11 protein-coding genes are annotated in these 21,562 nt (G+C 69.9%); 8 read left to right on the top strand and 3 right to left on the bottom strand.

All coding sequences use genetic code 11. From position 1 onward, the window contains the following. The first annotated feature begins 59 nt into the window (after positions 1-59). From recC to pbpC, 5 genes are read left to right on the top strand one after another with little or no spacing between them, the layout of a single operon-like run. The gene (gene recC / locus EZ216_RS17740) at positions 60-3,389 is read left to right on the top strand and encodes an exodeoxyribonuclease V subunit gamma (protein WP_135251126.1); all 3,330 of its coding nucleotides are present in this window, start codon (positions 60-62) and stop codon (positions 3,387-3,389) included. Then, positions 3,386-7,018, top strand: coding sequence for an exodeoxyribonuclease V subunit beta (recB, locus tag EZ216_RS17735; RefSeq protein ID WP_135251125.1), 3,633 nt, complete (start codon positions 3,386-3,388; stop codon positions 7,016-7,018). The genes recC and recB overlap by 4 nt, the downstream gene beginning before the upstream one ends. After that, positions 7,015-8,592, top strand: a complete 1,578-nt coding sequence (recD, locus tag EZ216_RS17730; RefSeq protein WP_239024430.1) for an exodeoxyribonuclease V subunit alpha — start codon at positions 7,015-7,017, stop codon at positions 8,590-8,592. The genes recB and recD overlap by 4 nt, the downstream gene beginning before the upstream one ends. 37 nt (positions 8,593-8,629) lie before the next feature. Beyond that, positions 8,630-14,626, top strand: coding sequence for an alpha-2-macroglobulin family protein (locus tag EZ216_RS17725; protein WP_135251123.1), 5,997 nt, complete (start codon positions 8,630-8,632; stop codon positions 14,624-14,626). After that, on the top strand, positions 14,623-16,761 hold the full coding sequence (gene pbpC, locus EZ216_RS17720; protein WP_135251122.1) for a penicillin-binding protein 1C: 2,139 nt from the start codon (positions 14,623-14,625) through the stop codon (positions 16,759-16,761). Before EZ216_RS17725 ends, pbpC begins: the two co-directional genes overlap by 4 nt. A 40-nt stretch (positions 16,762-16,801) precedes the next feature. On the opposite strand, the gene EZ216_RS17715 is transcribed toward pbpC, so the two are convergent. After that, positions 16,802-17,194 (bottom strand): nuclear transport factor 2 family protein, encoded by a 393-nt coding sequence (locus EZ216_RS17715; RefSeq protein WP_135251121.1) that lies wholly within the window; start codon positions 17,192-17,194, stop codon positions 16,802-16,804. A 216-nt stretch (positions 17,195-17,410) separates the two neighbouring features. Here EZ216_RS17715 and EZ216_RS17710 point away from each other — a divergent pair, with 216 nt between their 5' ends. Further along, entirely contained in the window at positions 17,411-18,079 is a 669-nt protein-coding gene (locus EZ216_RS17710; RefSeq protein WP_135251120.1) for a YceH family protein, read from the top strand. Positions 18,080-18,190: 111 nt separating this feature from the next. Here the strand turns inward: EZ216_RS17710 and EZ216_RS17705 are convergent, their stop codons facing one another. Further along, positions 18,191-19,447 carry an anion transporter gene (locus tag EZ216_RS17705; protein ID WP_205959704.1) on the bottom strand — a complete coding sequence of 419 codons (1,257 nt, stop codon included), beginning with the start codon at positions 19,445-19,447 and terminating at the stop codon, positions 18,191-18,193. A gap of 259 nt (positions 19,448-19,706) precedes the next feature. On the opposite strand from EZ216_RS17705, the gene EZ216_RS17695 reads away from it, so the two are divergent. Beyond that, a complete protein-coding gene (locus EZ216_RS17695) occupies positions 19,707-20,315 on the top strand; it encodes a TMEM175 family protein (RefSeq protein WP_167772950.1) in 609 nt (202 codons plus the stop codon). 97 nt (positions 20,316-20,412) lie between these two features. Here the strand turns inward: EZ216_RS17695 and EZ216_RS17690 are convergent, their stop codons facing one another. Next, positions 20,413-20,637, bottom strand: a complete 225-nt coding sequence (locus EZ216_RS17690; RefSeq protein ID WP_135251118.1) for a hypothetical protein — start codon at positions 20,635-20,637, stop codon at positions 20,413-20,415. Between the two features lie 549 nt (positions 20,638-21,186). Here EZ216_RS17690 and EZ216_RS17685 point away from each other — a divergent pair. Further along, positions 21,187-21,562: hypothetical protein (locus EZ216_RS17685; RefSeq protein ID WP_205959703.1), on the top strand; the 376-nt coding region annotated here is incomplete at its 3' end.

The following is a 21,562-nucleotide window of genomic DNA, read 5'->3' as shown; positions in this document are numbered from 1 at the left end:
GGGGTAAGTACGAGCGGGCCCAACCGCATAATTGATAGGCAGCGGTCGAGCTGCCGCCGATGCTGCATCTCCACTTCTCCAACCGCCTCGAACGCCTCACGGACCAGCTGCTGCAAGCCCTGGCGGGCGAGCGCACGGACGTGTTCGAGCCCGAGACGGTGGTGGTGCCGCACACGGCCGCCAAGCGCCACCTGCAGCTCGCACTCGCGCAGCGCGACGGCATCTGCGCCAACGTGGCGTTCGTCTACCTCGCGCAGTGGCTGTGGGCGCAGGTGGCGCGCGTGCAGCCCGGCATTTCCGCCGAATCGCCCCTGCAGTCAGGGCCACTCGCATGGCGGCTGTTCGCGCTGTTCCAGGACCCGGCGTTCACCGCCGCGCATCCCGTGCTCGACGCCTACCTCGCCGCAGGCGAGGACGACCCGGTGTTCGCCTGGGAACTGGCCGCGCGCGCGGCGCCAGTGCTGGAGCAGTACGCGACGTACCGGCCGGCGTGGCTGGAAGCGTGGCAGCGCGGCGAGCGAGTGACCGCAGCACTGCATGAAAGCTGGCAGGCCGACGCGTGGCGCCGCATCGCGGTGGGCCTGGGCTTGCGGGAAGAACACCCGATGCGTGCCATCGCACGCGAGCTGGAAAGTGCGGACCTGCTCGTCGCTTCCGAGCTGGCACTGCCCCGCACGGTGCACCTGTTCGCGCTGCCTTCCATCCCGCCGCTGTACCTGGGCGCGCTGCAGGCCCTGTCGCGGCACGTGGACATCCACATCTATTCGCCCAGTCCTTCCGCCGAGTACTGGTTCGACCTGGTCGATCCGCGGCGGCTGGACAAGCTGCGTGCGGCCGGCCGGGCGGAAGGCTTCGAAGTCGGCCACCGCCTGCTCACCTCGTGGGGCCAGCAGTCGCAGTCGTCGCTGGACCAGTTGGCGCGGCTGGATGAATCCGACCGCACGCGCTGGGTGAGCGACTACCAGGCATCCGGCAAGGACACGTTGCTGGGCCGGCTGCAGGATTCGATGCTGGAGCTGCAGGACCTGGAGCCCGGCACGGTGGCGATCGACGAAGGCGACCGCAGCCTCGAGGTGCACGTGTGCCACTCGCTCACGCGCGAACTGGAGGTGCTGCACGACCAGCTGCTGGCGCGCTTCGCCGCCGACCCCACGTTGAAGCCCAGCGACATCGCGGTGGTCACGCCCGACCTGGAAGCGGCCGCGCCGCTGGTGGACGCCGTGTTCGGCACCGCGCCGCCCGCGCGCCACATCCCTTACGCGCTGACCGGCCGGGCGCGCAGCGGCGTGAATGCGGCGGCCAAGGCTTTCCTCGAACTGCTGGCACTGGCCGCTTCGCGCTGCACCGCCACCGAGGTGTTCTCGCTGCTGCAGCAGCCGGTGGTGCGGCGCCGCTTCGGCCTGGACGACGAAGGCGTGCAGCAGGTGCACGAGTGGATGCTGGCTTCCGGCATCCACTGGGGCCTGGACGCGCAGCACGTCGCCGCGCAGCAACTGCCGCCCGGTACGGCGCACACGCTGGCCGATGGCCTGGCGCGCCTGTTCCTCGGCCACGCCTTGCCCGAAGGCGCCGCGCAGCCGCTGGCCGGCACGCTGCCGATGGCGTCCATCGAAGGCTCCGGCGCCGCGGCGCTGGGCGCTTTCTGGCAGTACGTGCGGCGGCTGCGGCAACTGGCGCGCGAGCTGGAGCGGCCACGTCCGGCGGAGCGCTGGGCCGCGTTGCTGCGGCAAGCCGCCGCCGACTTCATGGTGGTGGGCCGCGAAGAGGCGGACGAGCTGGTGGAACTGCTCGCGGCCATCGATGCCGTGGCCGCCGACGCCGCGCTCGCGGCGCACGAGGGCGAAGTGCACGCCTCCGTCATGCGCGCCGCGCTGGAAGCGCAACTCGGCGACGCCTCCCACGGCGGCACGCCCACCGGCCGCGTCACCTTCACCGGCATGAGCGGCCTGCGCCACCTGCCTTTCCGGGTGGTGTGCGTCGTCGGCCTGAACGACGGCGCGTTCCCCGCGACGGACGGGCCACCCGAATTCGACCTGCTGCCGCTGGCGCCGAGGCCGGGCGACCGCCAGCGCCGCACCGACCAGCGCAACCTGCTGCTGGACCTGCTGCTGTCGGCGCGCGACGCATTCCACGTCAGCTACACCGGCCGCAGCATCCGCGACAACTCGGTGCTGCCGCCTTCGGTGCTGCTGTCGGAGCTGCTCGACGTGCTGGTGCCGGCAACCGCTGCCGATCCTTCCTCGGCGGATTCGCTGCGGCAAGCGGAGAAGCGCCTGGTGGTCGAGCATCCGCTGCAGCCTTTCTCGGCGGAAGCGTTCGATCCCGAAGGCGATCCGCGCCGCCGCAGCTTCGACGCGGAGCTGGCGGCTGCGCTGCGTGCGGCGACGACCCATGCGCCGGCGGACATCGCGCCTGCGGCTCCCGCGTTCGACGATGAGGACGAAGACGCCGTGGCCGAACCGGCGCGGCGCTTCTTCCCGCAGGCGCTGGCGGCGCCCGGCCCGGAATGGCGCGAAGTGCCGCTCGCGCGGCTGGCCGAGTTCTTCCGCCACCCCGCGCGCTACCTGCTGCGCCGGCGCCTCGGCGTGGAATTGCTGCGCGACGAGCCCGAGCTGCAGGACGACGAGCCCTTCCTGCCCGACTACGACGGCCGCTCGCGCCTGGCGCAGCGGTTGCTGCCGCACCTGCTGTCCGGCGCCAGCGAGGAAGACGCTGCGCGGCTGGCAGCCGCGGGCGTCGAACTGCCGGCGGGCGCCTTGGGCGAGAGCGAGCGGCAAGTGGAACTGGCTTCGCTTTCGCGCTTCGCCGCCGCGGTGCGCAAGCTGGCGCCAGGGGCGCCGCTGCCTTCGCAATCGCTGTCCGCCGAAGTGGAAGTGGACGGCGAGACCTGGCGCATCGAAGGCGCCTTCGCCGACCTCCGGCCTTCGGGCCGCGTGGCCTGGCGCTATGACGACGAGCGCGCCGGCGACGTTCTCACGGCGTGGATCCCGCACCTGCTGCTGTGCGCGGCCGAGCCCGCGGGCGTGGAACCGCGCACCGCGTGGGTCGCGCGCGGCGCGTGCACGGTGTACGACCGCGTGGAAGCCTGGCAGGCGCGCGAGCGGCTGCGCGAACTGGTCGCGCTGTACGCGCGCGGGCTGAGCGAGCCGCTGCCGTTCTTCGCCAAGTCGTCGTGGGAGCTGGTGCGCACCGGCAAGCCGCAGGACGCGCGGCGCAAGTGGCAGGGCAGCGAAGCGTTTCCCGGCGAAGGCGCGCATCCGGCCAATGCGCTGGTGTGGCGCGGCGTGGTGGATCCGCTGGACGACGAGTTCGTGCGCGTGGCGCAGGCCGTGCTGGGCGAGCTGCCCGCGCGGCAGGTTCCGCTGTCGGACCTGGAGCAGCTCGCATGAGCCTGCAGCCGCTCGACGTCTTCCGCGTCCCCTTGACCGGCGTGCGCCTGGTCGAAGCTTCCGCGGGCACCGGCAAGACCTGGAACATCTGCGGCCTGTACCTGCGCCTGCTGCTGGAAGAAGGCCTGGACGTCGATAACGTGCTGGTGGTCACGTTCACCAACGCGGCGACGGCGGAACTGAAAGAGCGCATCCGCGGACGGCTGGCTGAAGTGCTGCAGGTGATGCAAGGCCGTGGCCCGCAGAGCGGCGACCCCTTCGCGCACGACCTGCTGCGCGCGCTGGACCAGCGAGGCATAGAGCGCGCAGCCAGCGCGCAGCGCATCGAAAGCGCGATCCGCCAGTTCGACGAAGCTTCCATCTTCACCATCCACGGCTTTGCCAAACGTGCGCTGGACGACGCACCGCTGGCGGCGGCTGTGCCACTGCGCCAGGACCTGCTGGAAGACGACAGCGAACTGCGGCAGGAAGCGGCCAACGATTTCTGGCGGCGCGACATCGCGTCCGGCAACACGCCCGCGGCGGTGGTGCGGTGGATGGCGTTGCAGGGCGACAGCCCCGCTCGCCTGGCCGAGCTGCTGCGGCGGCATTCGGGCAAGCCGACCGCGCACGTGCTGTGGCCCGAAAGCCTGGACGGCGCGCCGGTCCCTGATGCCTCCGTGTATGCCGCGGCATTCGGCCGTGCCCGCGATCTTTGGCTGGCCGAGCGCGGAGAAGTGATCCGCTGCGTGGCAGGCTCGATGGAAAGCCTCAGCGCCGTGAGCTACAGCGAAGCGTCGCTGGAGCAGGCGGTGCTGCAATGGGACACGGTCTTCGCATCGGCCGACCCGCTGGGCCGGCCCGCGTCCGGCGGCAAGGGATTGGAGAAGCTCAAGCTGCTGACCGCCGGCTCGTACCGCGCGAAAGCCAAGGCGAAGAAGTCTTGCCTGCAGCACGCGTTCTTCGATGCGGCGCAGGAAGTGCTCGACGAGTGGCAGGCACTGCAGCCCGCGCTGGCGCTGGGGCGCCTGCAGGTGCTGCGGCGCTTCGTCGAAACCGTGCCCGCCGAACTGCGCGAGCGCAAGCGCCGCCGCCGACTCGTCGCCTTCGACGACATGCTGGCCAACCTGGACCAGCGGCTGCGCGATCCGCAGGGCGGCGATGCGCTCGCGCAAGCGCTGCACGAACGCTTTCCGGCGGCGCTGATCGACGAATTCCAGGACACCGACCCGCTGCAGTTCTCCGTGTTCGACCGCGTGTACGGCGGGCGCGGCCGGCTGTTCCTGGTGGGCGACCCCAAGCAGGCGATCTACAGCTTCCGCAACGCCGACCTGCACACCTACCTGGCCGCTGCGCGCGGCACCGACGAGCAGTATTCGCTGGCGGAGAACCAGCGTTCCACCGGGCCGCTGATCGACGCGATGAACGCGCTGTTCGGCGCCAACCCGCGCGCTTTCATGCTCGATGGCCTGGGCTACGAGCCGGTGCGCCTGGGCGCCAAGCCGCGGCCGGTGTTCGAAGACCGCACCGGCGAGCAACGCGCGGCGCTGCACCTGTGGCAGCTGCCGGCTGCCGAACCGAAGACGAAAGGCGAGGCGCAGCGGCTGGCGACGCAGGCCAGCGCCGCCGAGATCGCGCGCCTGCTGGCCGCGGGGCAGGCGGGCGAGGCCACGCTGCAGGGCCGGCCGATCGAGGCACGCGACATCGCGGTGCTGGTGCGCAGCCACCGCGAAGGCAGCGAGATGCGCGCGGCACTCGCGGCTCTCGGCGTGGGCAGCGTGGAACTGGCGCAGGCCAGCGTGTTCGGCACGCCCGATGCGGAAGAGATCGAGCGCCTGCTGGCCGCCGTGCTGGAGCCCGCGCGCGAAGGCCTGCTGCGCGCCGCGCTGGCCACCGAGCTGCTCGGCCTGGACGCATCGGACCTCGAAGCCGTCACCGCCGACGAAGTGCGTGTGAGCGAGTTTGCGCAGCTGTTCCGCGGCTGGCGGCGGCTGTGGGTGGAGCAGGGCGTGGGTCCGATGCTGCGCGAAGTGGCGGCTTCGCAATCGCTGGCCGGACGCATGCTGGCGCGCGGCGACGGCGAGCGCAGGCTCACCAACTTCCGCCATCTGTCCGAAGCGCTGCACGAGGCGGCGGGCGCGCATCCCGGTCCCGAGGCGCTGCTGCGCTGGCTGCGCCGCCAGAGAAGCGAAGGCCGCGGCGAATCGGCGCAGGTGCGGCTGGAGTCCGACCGCAACCTGGTGCAGATCGTCACCATCCACAAGTCCAAAGGGCTGGAGTACCCGGTGGTGTTCTGCCCGTACCTGTGGAACGGGCGATTGCTGGGCGGGCCCGCGCGCCAGCCGCTGGGCCGCGAGTACCACGACGACGGCGGGCGCTTCGTCATCGACTACCGCGAACTGGAAGACCCGGAACTCGCGCAGGTGAAATCGCGCATGGACCTGGAAGCCGCGGCCGAGCGCCTTCGGCTGCTGTACGTCGCGCTCACGCGCGCGGTGCACCGCTGCTACATGGTGGTGGGGCCGTACCTGATGAACAAGTCGGCGTCGGAGAGCCATTGCAATCCGCTGAACTGGCTGGCCGCGGGCGCTGGCCTGGCGCCGCTGGAATGGCGGCAGCGCAAGCACGAACCGCAAGCCATCGTGCACGCATGGTCCGCTCTCGCCGCGAACCATCCGCCGGCGATCCGCCTGGAGCCGTTGCCCGAAACCGCGGGCACGCCTGTGGCGCTGCCTCGCCTGGCGCCCGAATCCATCGAGGCGCTGGCACCGCCGGCGCGCATCCCCTGGGGCTGGCAGCTGGCCAGCTACAGCAGCCTGGCGCAAGGCGCGCGCGTGACTGACGAGGCACCGGCTGCGGACCACGATGCGCGCGCGGACGACACGACACCCATGCGGGCCACCGCACGCGACGTGGAGCCCGGCGACATCCTGCATTTCGAGCGCGGCGCGCGCGCGGGCGAGACCATGCACGCGGTGTTCGAGCGCATCGAGTTCGGCGACACATCCACCTGGCCGAAGCGCATCGAAGAGGCCGTGCGCGCGCGGCCTCCTGCTGCAATGGACGCTGGTGTTGCGGCCACCATGCTCAGCCGCATGGCGCGTGACGTCATGGCCACGCCGCTGCCGGGCGGCATCGTGCTGTCCGGCGTGCGGCGGCGGTTGGTCGAACTGGAATTCGCGCTGACGGCGTCGTCGCTCTCGGCCTCGAAGCTGCAGGCCGTGCTGCGCGAGCACGGCTATCCGGCCATCGCCATCGGCCAGCCGGTGCTGCGCGGCTACCTGCGCGGCTTCATCGACCTGGTGTTCGAGCACCAAGGCCGCATGCACGTGCTGGACTGGAAGTCTTCGCACCTGGGCTGGGCGCCCGCCGACTACGGTCCCGAGCCGCTGGCGCGACACATGCGCGAAGCGGGCTACCACCTGCAGTACCTGCTGTACACGGTGGCGGTGCACCGCTGGTTGCGCGCGCGCAAGGCGGGCTACGACTACGAGCGGCATTTCGGCGGCGTGCTGTACCTGTTCGTGCGCGGTGTGCGGCCCGGCTGGGTGCTGGAAGACGGCACGCCCGCGGGCGTGTTCCACGACCGCCCGCCGAAGGCGCTGGTGGACGCGCTGGACGCGGTGCTCGATGGCAAGGAGGCCGCGTGACAACAGGCGACTGGACACCGCAGGGCGCGCTGGCCGAGGGCCTGGCGGAGCACGTGCGGGCTTGGGCGCTGGAACTTGGCGCGGACGAGGCGGACGCGCGCGCCGCGGGTGAAGCGGCCGCGGCGGCGAGCCGCGCGACGGCCGCGGGACACGTGTGCGTCGAGCTGGGTTCGCTGGCGCCCGACGCCGCGCCGCTGCGTCAGTCCCTGCTCGCATCGCGCGTCGTCGGCCAGCCGGGCCGCACAGGCTCTCTGCCGCTGGTACTCGACGCCGACGATCGCCTGTACCTGCAGCGCTACTACGACTACGAGCGGCGATTGGCGGTGCGCGTCGTGCGCGCCGCGCGGGAGGGGCGGCTGGCCATCGTCAGCGGCGGTCCCGGCACCGGCAAGACGACGCGCATAGTGTCCGAGCTGGCCGCGCTGCTGGAGCAATCGCCGGATTTGCGCATCGCGCTGGCCGCGCCCACGGGCAAGGCGGCCGCGCGCATGACCGAAGCGCTGCGCGGCCGCGCAGGCGATCTGCCGGCGGGCATTCGCGACCGGCTGCCGTCCGAATCTTTCACGCTGCATCGCCTGCTGCGCCACAACCCTTCGCGCGGCTTCGAACACGGCGCGGACAACCCCTTGCCCATCGACGTGCTCGTCGTGGACGAAGCGTCGATGCTCGACCTGGCGCTGGCCACCCGCGTGCTGGAAGCCGTGCCGCCGGGCGCGCGCATCCTGCTGCTGGGCGACCAGGACCAACTGGCCGCGGTGGAGTCCGGGGCGGTCTTCGCGGAACTCTCCGCCGAGCGAGAGCGCTTGCCGGTCACGCTGCTGACGAAGAACTGGCGCTTCCCAGAGGATTCGGGCATCGGGCGCCTGGCCACGGAGCTGCGGCGCGGCGATGCGGAATCCGCGTTGGTATGGCTGCGCGCGAACGCCGATCCCGCCGTGCGCTGGGAGCCGCAGGCAGCGCCGCTCGCCTTGGCGCTGCAAGGCTTCGCCGCCTACCTGGACGAAGTGCGGCGCGATGCCACTGACGTCGCCGCGATGTCCGCGGCGTTCGCGCGCTTCCGCGTGCTGTGCGCGGTGCGCGAAGGCCCGCAGGGCGTGGAGGCGCTCAACCGCGAACTCAGCGCGCATGCGCGCGCGACGCTGGGCTCCGAAGGCCCCGGTGACTGGTACGTGGGCCGGCCGGTGATGGTGCAGGTCAACGACTACGCGCTGCGCCTGTTCAACGGCGACGTCGGCCTGGCGTTGCCGGACGCGCGAGGTGAGCTGATGGTGTGGTTCCCCGAAGGCCAGGGCTGGCGCCCCGTCGCTCCCGCGCGCGTGCCGCGGCACGAAACCGCGTGGGCCATGACCGTGCACAAGGCCCAAGGCTCGGAGTTCGACCAGGTCATGCTGGTGCTGCCCCGCGCCGCGGCGCGCGTGGCCACGCGGGAGCTGGTCTACACCGGCATCACGCGGGCCCGGCAGGCTGTCGTGCTGGCGGCGGGCGAGGCCGCGCTGGCCGCGGCCGTCCGGGAGCGCGCGGTGCGCCACGGTGGCCTGCGGTCGCGCATCCGCGAGGCGTTCGAAGCCGGCTGAAGCGGCGCGCCGCCCAAAGGGGTCCTGCGCGTGAAGGATGCAACACGCGTGGCCGCGGCCTTGCGCTACGCTCCCCGCGCAACAACAAGGAGGAGTGGCCGTGGTTCTTCGCGAGTTCGCCCGTCGTTCGCTGTTGGCCGCCTTCGGGCTGGCCGCTTTCCAGGCCCAGGCCCTGCAGGTCACCGCCGTCTCGCCGCAAGGCGAGGTCGCGCGGGTGCGGCAGGTGGTGGTCAAGCTCGATGCCGCCGGTGTCAACTTCGGCGACCCCAAGGCCGCCGCGCCGGTGCAGCTGTCCTGCAGCGATGCGCAGGCCACGGCCGGCACCGGGCGCTGGACCAATGACCGCGAATGGATCTTCGACTTCCGCGATGACTTGCCGCCCGGCGTGAACTGCACGCTGCAGGCGAAGGCCGGCTTCAAGTCGCCGCAAGGCGCGGACCTGGCGGCCGGCAGCTGGCGCTTCACCACCGGCGGACCCTTCGTGCAGTCGGCGCGGCCGGGCGACGGCCGCATCGACGAAGAACAGTTCTTCCTTTTGCAGCTGAATGGCGCGGCCACGCTGGAAAGCCTGCAGGCCAACGTCAGCTGCAGCGTGGAAGGCGTCGGCGAGCGCGTGCCGGTGCGGCTGCTGTCGCAGAAGGAACGCGACGAGCTGCTCAAAGGGATGCGCATGGACAAGCCGGCGGCCAAGGAGCCGCTGCGGTACGCCACGCTGGCCTGCAACCGCCGCCTGCCGCCCAATGCGCGGGTGCAACTGGTGTACGGCAAGGGCGTGGCCACGCCCAGCGGCGTGCCCAACAGCGTCGAGAAGCGTTTTTCGTACCAGGTGCGCGAGCCGTTCGCCGCCAGCTTCACCTGCGAGCGCGAGAACGCGCAGGCCGCCTGCCTGCCCATCCGGCCGATGTCGCTGGCGTTCAACGCGCCCGTGCCGCGGCAAATCGCCGAGAAGATCCGGCTCAAGGGCGAGAAGCAGGAGTACAAGCCCGAGTTCGAGCAGGAAGGCGATGCGGACGCCGTCGTCAACGGCGTGCAGTTCAAGGCGCTGTTCCCCGAGCGCGCCCAGTTCACGCTGGAACTGCCGCGCGATTTCCAGGACGCTTCGGGCCGCGCGCTGCGCAACGCCGACAACTTCCCGCTGAAGGTGGCGACGGGCGCCATGCCGCCGCTGGCCAAGTTCGCCGCCTCGCCGTTCGGCATCGTGGAGCGCTACGCCGAGCCGGAGGGCGGCCCGGTGCTGCCGGTGACGCTTCGCAACGTCGAGGCTTCGCTCAAGATCCAGGGCCTCGCGGCTTCCAAGGTGGGCGACCTCACGCCGCGCAGCGACGCCGACATCCTGGCCTGGCTGCGCAAGGTCGGCCGCTACGACACCTGGTACGTCGAACGCGCCGACGCCGCGCGCGAGGTGAAGCACGCGCTGCCGCCCGTACTGCCTTCGCAGGAGAACAAGTCGCAGGTGCAGGCGCGCATGCTGTCGCTGCTGGCGGGGCAGCCCGGCGTGCGGTCGCTGGAGATCCCCAAGGCCGCATCGAACGACCCGCGCCCGTTCGAAGTCGTCGGCATTCCCATGACGCCGGGCTTCCACGTGGTGGAGATCGCATCACCGCTGCTGGGGCAGTCGCTGCTGGACCAAGGCTTCGGCGCGCAGCGCACGATGTACGTGCGGACCACCGCACTGGTCACCAACCTGGCGGTGCATTTCAAGCTGGGGCGCGAGAACGCGCTGGCGTGGGTGACCACGCTGGACAAGGGCAAGGCCGTGGCCGGCGCGCGGGTGCGCGTGTCCACCTGCGACGGCAAGGAGCTGGCCACCGGCACCACCGATGCGCAGGGCATCGTGTACCTCAAGGACCTGAGTTCCCGCGCGCCGCGCTGCTTCGGCGACAGTGAAGGCAGCTGGCGCTACGCCTACTTCGTCAGCGCGCGCGCGAAGGACGCGCAAGGCGGCGAAGACCTGGCCTTCACCTTCAGCGACTGGAACCGCGGCATCGAGTCCTGGCGCTTCGACGTGCCCACCAGCAGCGAACCCGTGCCTGATCGCCGCTACCACACGGTGTTCGACCGGACTCTGCTGCGCGCCGGCGAGACGGTGTCGATGAAGCACCTGGCGCGCGTCGAGACGCGCACCGGGCTCGGCGTGCCGCCCGACCTGCCGACGCAGCTGATCGTCACCCACGTCGGCAGCGGGACGCAATTCACGCAGCCGCTGGCTTGGCGGCGCACCGCCACCGGCGGGCAGAGCGGGGAAAGCGAGTTCAAGATCCCGCCCGCGGCCAAGCTGGGGGCGTACGAGGTGTCGCTGCGCGGCAGGAGCGGGGAAAGCGCGTCGGGCAGCTTCCGCGTCGAGGAGTTCCGCCTGCCGGTGCTGGAAGGCCGCATCGCGCCTTCCGACAAACAGGCGCTGGTCGGCGTCACCAGCCTGCCCACCGACGTGCAGGTGAACTACGTCTCGGGCGGCGGCGCCGCCAACCTGCCGGTGCGCGTGTCCGCCATGGTCCGCCGCAAGGTTCCTTCGTACGCGGACTACGAAGGCTTCAGCTTCCAGCCGCCGCGCGGCAAGCGCGCGGACTCGGGCCGCGGCGATGAGGAGGACACCTCGTCGGACGACGCGCGCGTCATTGCCGACAAGCTGCCGTTGACGCTGGACCGCCAGGGCGCGGGCCGCGTCACCTTGCCCAAGGTCCCGGCATCGAAGATGCCGCAGGACCTGGTGCTGGAAGCCAGCTATGCCGACCCGAACGGCGAGGTGCAGACGCTTCGCAACGTCGCCACCGTGTGGCCGGCCGCCGTGGTCGCCGGCATCAAGACCGAGAGCTGGGTGTCCAACAGCCAGGCCATGCGCTTCCAGGCGCTGGCGCTGGACTTGAACGGCAAGCCCGCGGCGGGCGTGCCGCTGCAGGTGCAGGCCCAGGCGCGCATCACCACCACCAGCCGCAAGCGCATGGTGGGCGGCTTCTACACCTACGACAGCAAGACCGAGCTGAAGGACCTGGGCACGGTGTGCAGCGGCAAGAGCGATTCGCGCGGGTTGCTGCTGTGCGAGTCGCGGCTGAAGGAAGCGGGCGAGGTCGAACTGGTGGCGACCGCCACCGATGCGCAAGGCCGCACGCAGCAGGCGGCGGGCTCGGTGTGGGTGACCAAGCAGGGCGAGCTCTGGTTCGGCGGCGACAACAGCGACCGCATCGACGTGCTGCCGGAGAAGAAGGCCTACCAGCCGGGTGAGACCGCGCGGCTGCAGGTGCGCATGCCGTTCCGCTTCGCCACCGCGCTGGTGACGGTGGAGCGCGAAGGCATCGTGCAGACCCGCGTGGTGGACCTGCGCGGCGACGACCCCACCATCGAGATGAAGGTGGAGGAGGGCTGGGCGCCCAACGTGTATGTCAGCGTGCTGGCGCTGCGGGGCCGCCTGCGCGAGGTGCCCTGGTACAGCTTCTTCACCTGGGGCTACAAGGCGCCGCGCGAGTGGTGGCACGCTTACCGCGACGAGGGGCGTGACTGGGTGGCGCCCACGGCGCTGGTGGACCTGTCCAAGCCGGCTTTCCGGCTCGGGCTCGCGGAATTCCGCGTCGGCACCAAGGCGCACGAGCTGGCCGTGTCGGTCAAGCCCGATCGCGAGGCGTACACGGTGCGCGGCCAGTCGCGCGTGACCGTCAAGGTCACCAAGCCCGACGGCTCGCCCGCGGCAAATGGCGAAGTGGCTTTGGCAGCGGTGGACCAGGCGCTGCTGGAACTGATGCCCAACGACAGCTGGAAGCTGCTGGAAGCCATGCTGCGGCGGCGGTCATGGGGCGTGGAGACCTCCACGGCGGCGATGGAGATCATCGGCCGCCGCCACTACGGCCGCAAGGCGGCGCCCGCGGGCGGCGGGGGCGGCAAGAGCCCGCAGCGCGAACTGCTGGACACGCTGCTGCTGTGGAACCCGCGCGTGGTGCTCGACGCGAAGGGCGAGGCGGTGGTCACCGTGCCGCTGAACGACTCGATCACCAGCTTCCGCATCGTCGCGGTGGCCGACCACGGCACGCAGCTGTTCGGCACCGGGCAGGCGACCATCCGCGCCACGCAGGACCTGCAGATCATCAGCGGCCTGCCGCCGCTGGTGCGCGACGACGACCAGTTCCGCGCGCAGCTGACGGTGCGCAACACCACGGCCAAGGCGATGAAGGTGGAAGTCGCGCCGCGCGCGACTGGCCTCACGCTGCAGCCGCAGACGGTGGACGTGCCCGCCGGCGAAGCGCGCGAAGTGGCCTGGATGGTCACGGCACCCGCGGCGCTGGCCCAGACGCGTGCCGGCGCCATCCTGTGGGAGATCGATGCGCGCGACACGCTGGGCAACGCGCGCGACGCGCTCAAGGCCAGCCAGCGCATCGTGCCCACGGTGCCGCTGACGGTGCAGCAGGCCACGCTGGTTCAGCTGGATGGGCCGTTCTCGCTGGACGTCGCGCCGCCCGCCGACGCGCTGCCTGCCGGCGGCGACAAGCGCGGCGGCGTGAAGATCGCGCTGCAGCCGAAGCTGGCCGAAGGCCTGCCGGGCGTGCGCGACTGGTTCGCCGCCTATCCGTTCATCTGCCTGGAGCAGAAGGCCAGCAAGTCGGTCGGCCTGCGCGACGAGAAGCTGTGGCAGGCCGTGGTGGCGCAGATTCCCACCTACCTGGACGCCGACGGCCTGGCCAACTACTTCCCGCCGCGCGACGGTGAGTCCAACCGCGGCAGCGACATCCTCACCTCGTACATCCTGGCGGCCACGCACGAAGCCGCGGGGCTGAACCCCGGCTTCGCGCTCTCCGATGAAGTGCGCGCGCCGATGGAACGCGGCCTCACCGCCTTCATCGAAGGCAAGATCCAGCGCGACTTCTGGAGCCCGCGCAAGGACCTGGACGTGCGAAAGCTGGCGGCGCTGGAAGCGCTGTCGCGCTACGGCAAGGCGCCCGCGCGCCTGCTGGGCAGCATCACCATCGCGCCCAACCAGTGGCCCACCAGCGCGGTGATCGACTGGCTGAACATCCTCAAGCGCGTGCCCGACGTGCCGCAGCGCGACCAGCGCATCGCGGAAGCTTCGCAGATGCTGCGCGCGCGGCTGTCGTACCAGGGCACCAAGCTGGTCTTCAGCACCGAGCGCGACGACTACTGGTGGTGGCTGATGGCCAACGGCGACGTCAACACGGCGCGCCTGATCCTGGCGGTGATGGACGACCCGGCGTGGAAGGACGACATGGGCCGGCTGGCCAACGGCTTCATCGCGCGGCAGCAGCGCGGCGCCTGGCTGACGACCACGGCCAACCTGTGGGGCGGGCTGGCGCTGGAGAAGTTCGCGCGCAAGTTCGAATCGGTGCCGGTGGCCGGCGTCACGCGCGCGGCGCTGGGTTCGCAATCGGGCGCGGTGGACTGGGCGAAGGTGGAGCGCGTGAAAGCCGCCGACGCCACGGGCGCGATGCACGAGCGCTCCCTCTATGGCGCGCCGGCCACGCCGGGCACGCTGCGCAACAACGCGGTCATGCTGCCCTGGGGCGCGGGCAAGGACACGCTCACCGTCACGCACCAGGGTGCGGGCAAGCCGTGGCTCACGCTGCAATCGCTGGCCGCCATCGACCTGAAGGCGCCGTTCTCCGCCGGCTACCAGCTGAAGAAGACCATCACGCCGGTGGAGCAGGCCGTGGCCGGGAAGTGGAGCCGCGGCGACGTGGCGCGCATCACGCTGGAAGTGACCGCCTCCGCCGACATGACCTGGGTCGTGGTGTCCGACCCGGTGCCCGGCGGCGCCACCATCCTGGGCAGCGGCCTGGGCCGCGACTCGCAGATCGCCACGCAAGGCGAGAAGCGCGCGGGCGCCGCCTGGGCTGCCTTCGAGGAGCGCAGCTTCGAAGCCTTCCGCAGCTACTACGAGTACCTGCCCAAGGGCACGGTGAAGGTGGAATACACGGTGCGCCTGAACAACGTGGGCGACTTCGCGCTGCCGCCGTCGCGGGTGGAAGCGATGTACGCGCCGGAGATGTTCGGCGAGCTGCCCAACGCGCGCTTGAAGGTGGAGGCGGGCCGGTGAAGCGCCTCGTCGCGCTGGTCTTGTGCGCCGCGGCGCTGGCCCCCGCGTGGGGCCTGCCCGCGTTCGACGAGGTGAAGCGCGACTTCCGGCCTTCGGACACGGTCGTCCTCGACCGCAACGGCGAGCTGCTGCATCGGCTGCGCCGCGACGACCAGGTGCGGCGCGGCGACTGGGTGGCGCTGGAAGACGTGTCGCCCGCGCTGCGGCTGGCAATGGTGATGTCGGAGGACCGCCGCTTCTGGGAACACAGCGGCATCGACTGGCGCGCGGTCTCGTCCGCCGCCTGGGGCCGCCTGTGGCACCAGCGCACGCGCGGCGCGTCCACCATCACCATGCAGCTGGCGGGCCTGCTGGACGACGACTGGAAGATCGGCGCCGGCGGCCGCAGCGTGACGCAGAAACTGGGGCAGGCCGCGGCCGCGCAGGTGCTGGACCGGCGCTGGCGCAAGGACCAGGTGCTGGAGGCTTACCTCAACCTGGTGCCGTTCCGCGGGGAGATGGTCGGCATCGACGCGCTGTCGCGCACGCTGTTCGGCAAGGCGGCGCACGGGCTGGACGCGCGCGAAGCGGCCATCGCCGCCGCGCTGGTGCGCGCGCCCAATGCGAATGCGGCGGCCGTGGCCCGCCGTGCGTGCGGCGTGCTGAAGGACATGGGCGAAGCGGCGGACTGCATGGGGCTGGACCTGCTCACCACGGGCGCGCTGCAGCGCCGCGCGTTCGCTTCCAGTGAAGGCATCGCGCCGCACCTGGCGCGCCGTGTGCTCGCTTCGTCGCCGCAGGCCACCCGCATCGCCACCACGCTGCGGGCCGACATCCAGCGCTTCGCGCTGCAGACGCTGCAGCAGCAATTGCGCGAACTGCGCCACCGCAACGTGGAAGACGGCGCGGTGCTGGTGCTGGACAACGCCACGGGCGACGTGCTGGCCTGGGTGGGTTCTTCCGGCGAGCTGAGCCAGGCGGCGGAAGTGGACGGCGTCACCGCGCTGCGCCAGGCGGGCTCCACGCTCAAGCCTTTCCTCTACGCGCAAGCCATCGCCGAGAAGCGGCTGACCGCGGCTTCGCTGCTGGACGATTCGCCCACGCACATCCCCACGGCCGCGGGCCTGTACATCCCGCAGAACTACGACCACCACTTCAAGGGCCTGGTGTCGGTGCGCACCGCGCTGGGCGCGTCGCTCAACGTGCCTGCGGTGCGCACGCTGGTGATGGTGTCGCCGCATGCCTTTCATCGCCAGTTGCGCGACGCCGGCCTGCCGCTGAAGGAAAGCGGCGACTGGTACGGCTACAGCCTGGCGCTGGGCAGCGCCGACGTGCCGCTGATGCAGCTGGCGAACGCGTACCGCACGCTGGCCAACGGCGGCAAGGTGTCGGAAGTGCGCTGGCTGGCGTCGCAGCCGCGATCGGCGTTGCGCCCGGCGATCGATCCCGCGGCGGCTTTCATCGTCGGCGACATCCTGTCGGACCCGAACGCGCGCGCAAGGACCTTCGGCACCGACAGCCTGCTCGCGACGCGCTTCTGGACCGCGGTGAAGACCGGCACCAGCAAGGACATGCGCGACAACTGGGCCATGGGCTGGTCGCAGCGCTACACGGTCGGCGTGTGGGTGGGCAACGCCGGCGGCGCGGCCATGCACGACGTCAGCGGCACCAGCGGCGCGGCGCCGGCATGGGCGGCCGTGATGCGCTACCTGCACGCGCGCGAGCCTTCGCGCGCGCCGGCGCCGCCGCCAGGGGTGCTGCCCTCGCCGGTGAAGTACGAGGGCGCGCTGGAGGCTTCCCGCACCGAGTGGTTCCTGCCCGGTACGCAGCAGACGCTGATCGCGGCTGATGGCGCGGCGCCGGCAGGCGAGGGCGCGCCGCACATCGTGTCGCCGGTGGACGGCACCATCGTCGCGCTGGATCCCGACATCCCGCCGCAGCGGCAGCGCGTCGCGCTGCGTGCGTCCGCGTCACGCGGCGTGCGCTGGCAGGTGGACGGCAAGGAGTTCGTGCGCGGCGCGGAAGCCGGCTGGATGCCCTGGCCGGGGCGGCACAAGCTGCGGCTGGTGGATGCGGGCGGGCGCGTGCTGGACGAAGTGCGGGTGGAGGTGCGCGGGGCGGGGCTGCGCGAGACGCGAGCCACCGCACAACGCTGAGGAACGGTCAGGTGCAGGCGTCGACCTGCGGGAAACGGGTCTATCTTGACGCCGCCACATACGCGGCGGTGTCGAGCGTCCCGATCCAGCGGCTGACCTTGCCTTCGCGGAAGGCGAAGACATGCACCCACTCGCTCTCGAACAGGGTTCCGTTGGGTTTCGGGCGCGTCTGCTCCCACCCCAGGACGGTGACATGGTTCGGGCCTTCGAGGAATTCGCGGGGCTCGAACTTCTGGATGTCGTCTGTTTCGGCAAGCCGTCCGAACCACTGCCGCACGTCCTGCTTGCCCTGGAATCGCCCTCCGGCGGGCACACCGTCGCCGGCAAGGAAGCGCCACTCCACATCGTCGGTGACAAAGTCCAGGATGGCTTCGAGATCTCCACGTCCGAAGGCGGCATAGGCTTCCTGGACGATCTGGGTCAGTGTGCTCATGCTCGTACTCCGCACGAAATGGGAGAACAAGTCTAGAAGCGCTTCGCCGTTTTTCAAGCGCGCACGTTTGCAGCCGTCTCGACCATTCCGGGTGCGTGTTTCGTCGAACCCGGATCGTCGAGCTCTGCCGCGCGAGATGCCCGTTCCGGCCAGGAGCGGGACGCCGTCATGCGCGCGGTACATTGCGATGCCGCATCACCCGAAGTTCGATGTTCGATGTCCCATCTTCGCGCTCTTTCCCCGCTCGAGGTCCGCGTTCTCGGCGTGCTGTCCGAGAAACAACGCACGGTGCCCGACAGCTATCCGCTCACGCTCAACTCGCTCGTCTCGGGATGCAACCAGAAGACGAGCCGCAACCCGATCATGGAGGCGTCCGAGGCCGGCGCGCAGGGCGCGCTGGACAGCCTCCGGGCGTTGAGCCTGGTCACGGAGTCGAGCGGCGGGCGTGCCTACCGATACGCGCACAACCTCGACGGGGTGCTGAAGATTCCTTCGCAATCGATCGTCCTGCTCACCGTGCTGATGCTCCGCGGACCGCAGACCGCGGGTGAACTGAGGATCGCGTCGGAGCGCATGCACGATTTCGCGGACATCTCTTCCGTGGAAGCTTTCCTGGAGGAGTTGGCTGCGCGCGCTGCCGGCGCCCTCGTCCGCAAACTTCCCCGGCTTCCCGGCGCGAGGGAGAGCCGATGGACTCACCTGCTGGCGGGTGAACCCACGGACCTTGAACTGGTGCCGCGTTCCGAAGTAGGCGCCGGAGACGTCTCCCTCGGCGAGCTCACGGCGTTGAAGGGCCAGGTGGCGCGACTGGAGGCCGACCTGGCGGACGTGAAGGCGCTCCTGGGCCGTGTCTGTTCCGAAGTGGGGATCAGCGAAAGTTCCTGAGGCGAGCCGTGCGGCGGCGCCGGCACTCGGCCACGATGCGCGCTTGCCGGACTCCTTGCCAGATGAGCGCGCAGCCGCGGCTCGATGGTCCGTGGCAGCATCACCAAGTGCCTATTGGCCGGTATGCCACCACAGGTAGAGCGCCGTGACCACAAGCGTCGTGAGGGTGACTGGGATGCCGATCGCGGCGTGCCGACGCCAGTCGATGACGACGCCGCACCGTCGCGCCGCGTCGACGACGATGATGTTGGCGATGCTGCCGACGATAAAGAGGTTGCCGGCGAAGGTGCTGGATAGCGCGAGCAGCGGGCCCGCTAGCGGATGTTGCGCGAACGGGATCAACAGCATCACGGCCGGCACATTCGAGACGATGTTGGACAGCACGAACGCCGCGCCGAACAGCGGCGCCGGATGATCCAGCTGCAGACCCATCGTCGCGGCGAAGGTCACAAGCTGCCCTGGCACACCCGTGCGTTGCAGTGCATCGTTGACGATGAACAGTCCCATGAACAACACGAGCAGTTCCCAGTCGACCAAGCCGAGCATCCGGCTGGAATGAAAGCGCCGGCTCAGCAAAAGCAGGCCCGCGCCGGCGAGCGCCGTGACATCGCGCGGCCACGGTGTGAACAAGAAAGCCGCCAGGATCGCAAAAGCCACGGCCAGCCCTTTGGCAGTCTGCCAGCGGTCCAGCGCCGGTGGCGCCGACTCGACGTGAGCGCCAGCCGGTACGTCGCTTGCCTCCCACCGACCGCGCACGCGCATCACGATGAGTGCCCAAGTCAACGCCAGGCCCGCGGCGACCGGGACGAGCGCCAAGGCCGCATAGCCTGTGAACGACAAGTGCAACGTCTGCCCGATCAGCATGTTCTGGGGGTTGCCGATCAACGTGGCCGCGGAACCGATGTTCGCCGCGCATGCCAGCCCCAGCAGGAAGGGGACCGGGTCGAGGCGCCGGCGCAGACAGGCCTCGACGAGCACCGGTGCAACGGCAAGGCAGACCACGTCGTTGCTGAACACGGCCGACAGCAGCGCTGCGACCAGGATCAGTGCACCCAGCAGCGCCGACGGCGAGACCGGAAGTGCGGCCAGACGCACCGTCACCCAATCGTAGAACCCGCCAAGCCGCATCTGCGCCGAGACGACCATGAACGAGAACAGCAGCAGCACGGTTGGCAGGTGGATGGCTCGCGCGGCGTCCTCGACCGAGACCGCCTCGCTGGCGATCATCGCGATGGCGCCGAGCAGTGCGATCCCGGTGCGGTCGAGCTGCAGGAAGGGCAGCCCGCCCAGGATCATCCCGAGGTAGACCAGGCCGAAAATCACGAGAACCGTTGTCGTCATGGCGGCGATTGTCGCGAACGCGGGCATGAGCGCTTCTGATTGCGAGCCAATATCCAATTGGGAAGTGGCATGACTTCTTCCCGGCCCCGACGATTGCGGAGGCTGTGCTCGACCCATCGTGCATCGGTCGCATCAGATCCAGCTTAAATGTCCGCAGCCGAAAGCGGTCATCTCAGTTGGGCGCCCGGTGACAGTCCGGTACGATGCCTGCCTTCGGCCAGAAGCGGCCACGTCAGGGCCCTCACTTATCTCGCTGTCGTGCGCATTTGCGCAGGAGGGTCACATGATGGAAGCACGACTCCTATCGGGCGACATCGGCAAGCCACGCGTCGAGGCCTTGAGCGACGGGCTGTACGCCATCGCACTGACACTGCTCGTGCTGGAGCTGAAGCTGCCGTCGCTGGGCGAAGCGGCGACCAATGCAGACTTGCTCCATGCATTGCGGCAGCTGATGCCGAAGGTGCTCATCTGGCTCCTGAGCTTCGTGGTGATGGGCGTGTTGTGGCTGTCCCAGGTACGTGTGTACGGCCTGGTGCATTCGCTGTCCCGGACGATGGTCCGACTGGAGCTGGCCCAGCTCGCGTTCGTCAGCCTGATGCCGTTCTCGACGGCGCTGGTCGGCGAACACGGCAACCTCTCTGTTGCGGCGATCGTCTACGCGAGCAACATCCTGGCCATCACGCTCACAGGCGCCTGGCGCACGCGCGAGCTTCTGCACCAGCCGCGCGTCCACATCCAGGCGCTGACCGCGCCGGTGCTCCGCACGCTGAAAATGCGAGCCTATGCGCTTCCGGCTTGTGCCGCCGCAGCCGTTGTTCTGGGCTTCACCTTCCCGGGTTGGAACATGCTGGCGATGGTGCCAATGCTCTTCATTCCGATGCGAACGCATGCGTGAGCATCGCGCTTACATGCGTTGATAAGCCACCGGGGTCGTGCTGCCGGATGAAGGTTGAATTTGGCGAATGCGCAGGACATTGCCTTCGACCTTCGCTTCATAGATTCGGCTTTGCCCCGCAAGGGCCTTCGACGTGCTCGTAACTGCCCACCCCGCCTTTGCCGATGGTGCCGATGCGCTGCCCGCCAGGAAGCCCAAAAGGACTGCTGACGAGTTCCGTGCCGTATTCAAGCTCCGTTTTCGTGGCGTTGACCTGCCAACGCCCGATCACATCCGCAACACTGGCAAGAGGCTTGCCGGCCGTATCCGCCGCGGCTCTCATGATCTATCCCTCTATTCGACATGGGTCCGCCGGCACGGAGCTCGCCCTCATCGGTGGTGTCAACAGCAGTGAGTACTGCTGCAATGCTCGGCAGAGTACCGGCGCTCGCAATGCGGCCTGTTTCATTCGGCATCTTGGGCAACAGAAGCCTGCGGAAATCACAAGGGCGCTGCCGCTGAGTTCACGCCTCGACTGCTGCTGACTTGCCGCGACGCATGAGGTCGCTGCGTGACGTGAGTCGCGACAGAGAAGTGCCAGCCGCAACACTTGCTGACAGCTGAGCTGCTGAGGCAGCTTAGTCTGCGCGCCTTCCAAACACGAAGGGGCCATCCATCATCGCGCGATGGCCAAAACCGCTGGATGCTGTCAAAGACTGTTGCTCGACGACGTGCTCGCTACGAGCTCTTGTTTTCGGTGCTGATTGCACTCTCCGCCTGCGGCGGCGGAGGTGGAGGTGGAGATGGAGGGGGTGCCGCGACAACGAACACGTCGGGTCCTGGCGGCTTGCCTGTCGCAGCGACAGCCTCGGCGGAGCAGGATGTGTTCGGCGTGACGATGATCTATCCGTCGAAGGCAGGGGGCGAAGCATGGTTTCTGACGGGGGACCCTCGCAATGACAAACGCTTTGACCCCCAGGACACGGTCGAATCGAATGCGGACGGCTCCTGGAAGATCAGAAGCAACCAGGTGCGCATGGAGGTCTTCACCTCGACCGGCTACGACGGGAACGCAATCTCCACGTATGACCCCGACGAGCTGGCCAGCCGCGGGTACATGCAGGTCCCCAACGACTGGAAAAACGTGGAGATGACGGGCTTCGTGAAGGTGAATGCAGCCAGCGATCCAACGGACAACTTCTCCTGGTATGCCCGTGGTGGCCGGCACACCGACTCCGCCCCTTGCGAAGGCACCTCGTACAAAGGTG

Source organism: Ramlibacter humi, from assembly GCF_004681975.1.
Lineage (GTDB): Bacteria > Pseudomonadota > Gammaproteobacteria > Burkholderiales > Burkholderiaceae_C > Ramlibacter > Ramlibacter humi.
Note: the sequence above shows the minus strand (reverse complement) of the source record. Positions and strands in the feature narration are given on the sequence as shown.

Bases quoted from the DNA above. Each gene is read 5' to 3' on its own strand.
- recC (WP_135251126.1), top strand. From the start codon at position 60: ATGCTGCATCTCCACTTCTCCAACCGCCTCGAACGCCTCACGGACCAG.
- recB (WP_135251125.1), top strand. From the start codon at position 3,386: ATGAGCCTGCAGCCGCTCGACGTCTTCCGCGTCCCCTTGACCGGCGTG.
- EZ216_RS17725 (WP_135251123.1), top strand. From the start codon at position 8,630: ATGCAACACGCGTGGCCGCGGCCTTGCGCTACGCTCCCCGCGCAACAA.
- EZ216_RS17715 (WP_135251121.1), bottom strand. From the start codon at position 17,194: ATGAGCACACTGACCCAGATCGTCCAGGAAGCCTATGCCGCCTTCGGA.
- EZ216_RS17710 (WP_135251120.1), top strand. From the start codon at position 17,411: ATGTCCCATCTTCGCGCTCTTTCCCCGCTCGAGGTCCGCGTTCTCGGC.
- EZ216_RS17705 (WP_205959704.1), bottom strand. From the start codon at position 19,447: ATGCCCGCGTTCGCGACAATCGCCGCCATGACGACAACGGTTCTCGTG.
- EZ216_RS17695 (WP_167772950.1), top strand. From the start codon at position 19,707: ATGGAAGCACGACTCCTATCGGGCGACATCGGCAAGCCACGCGTCGAG.
- EZ216_RS17690 (WP_135251118.1), bottom strand. From the start codon at position 20,637: ATGAGAGCCGCGGCGGATACGGCCGGCAAGCCTCTTGCCAGTGTTGCG.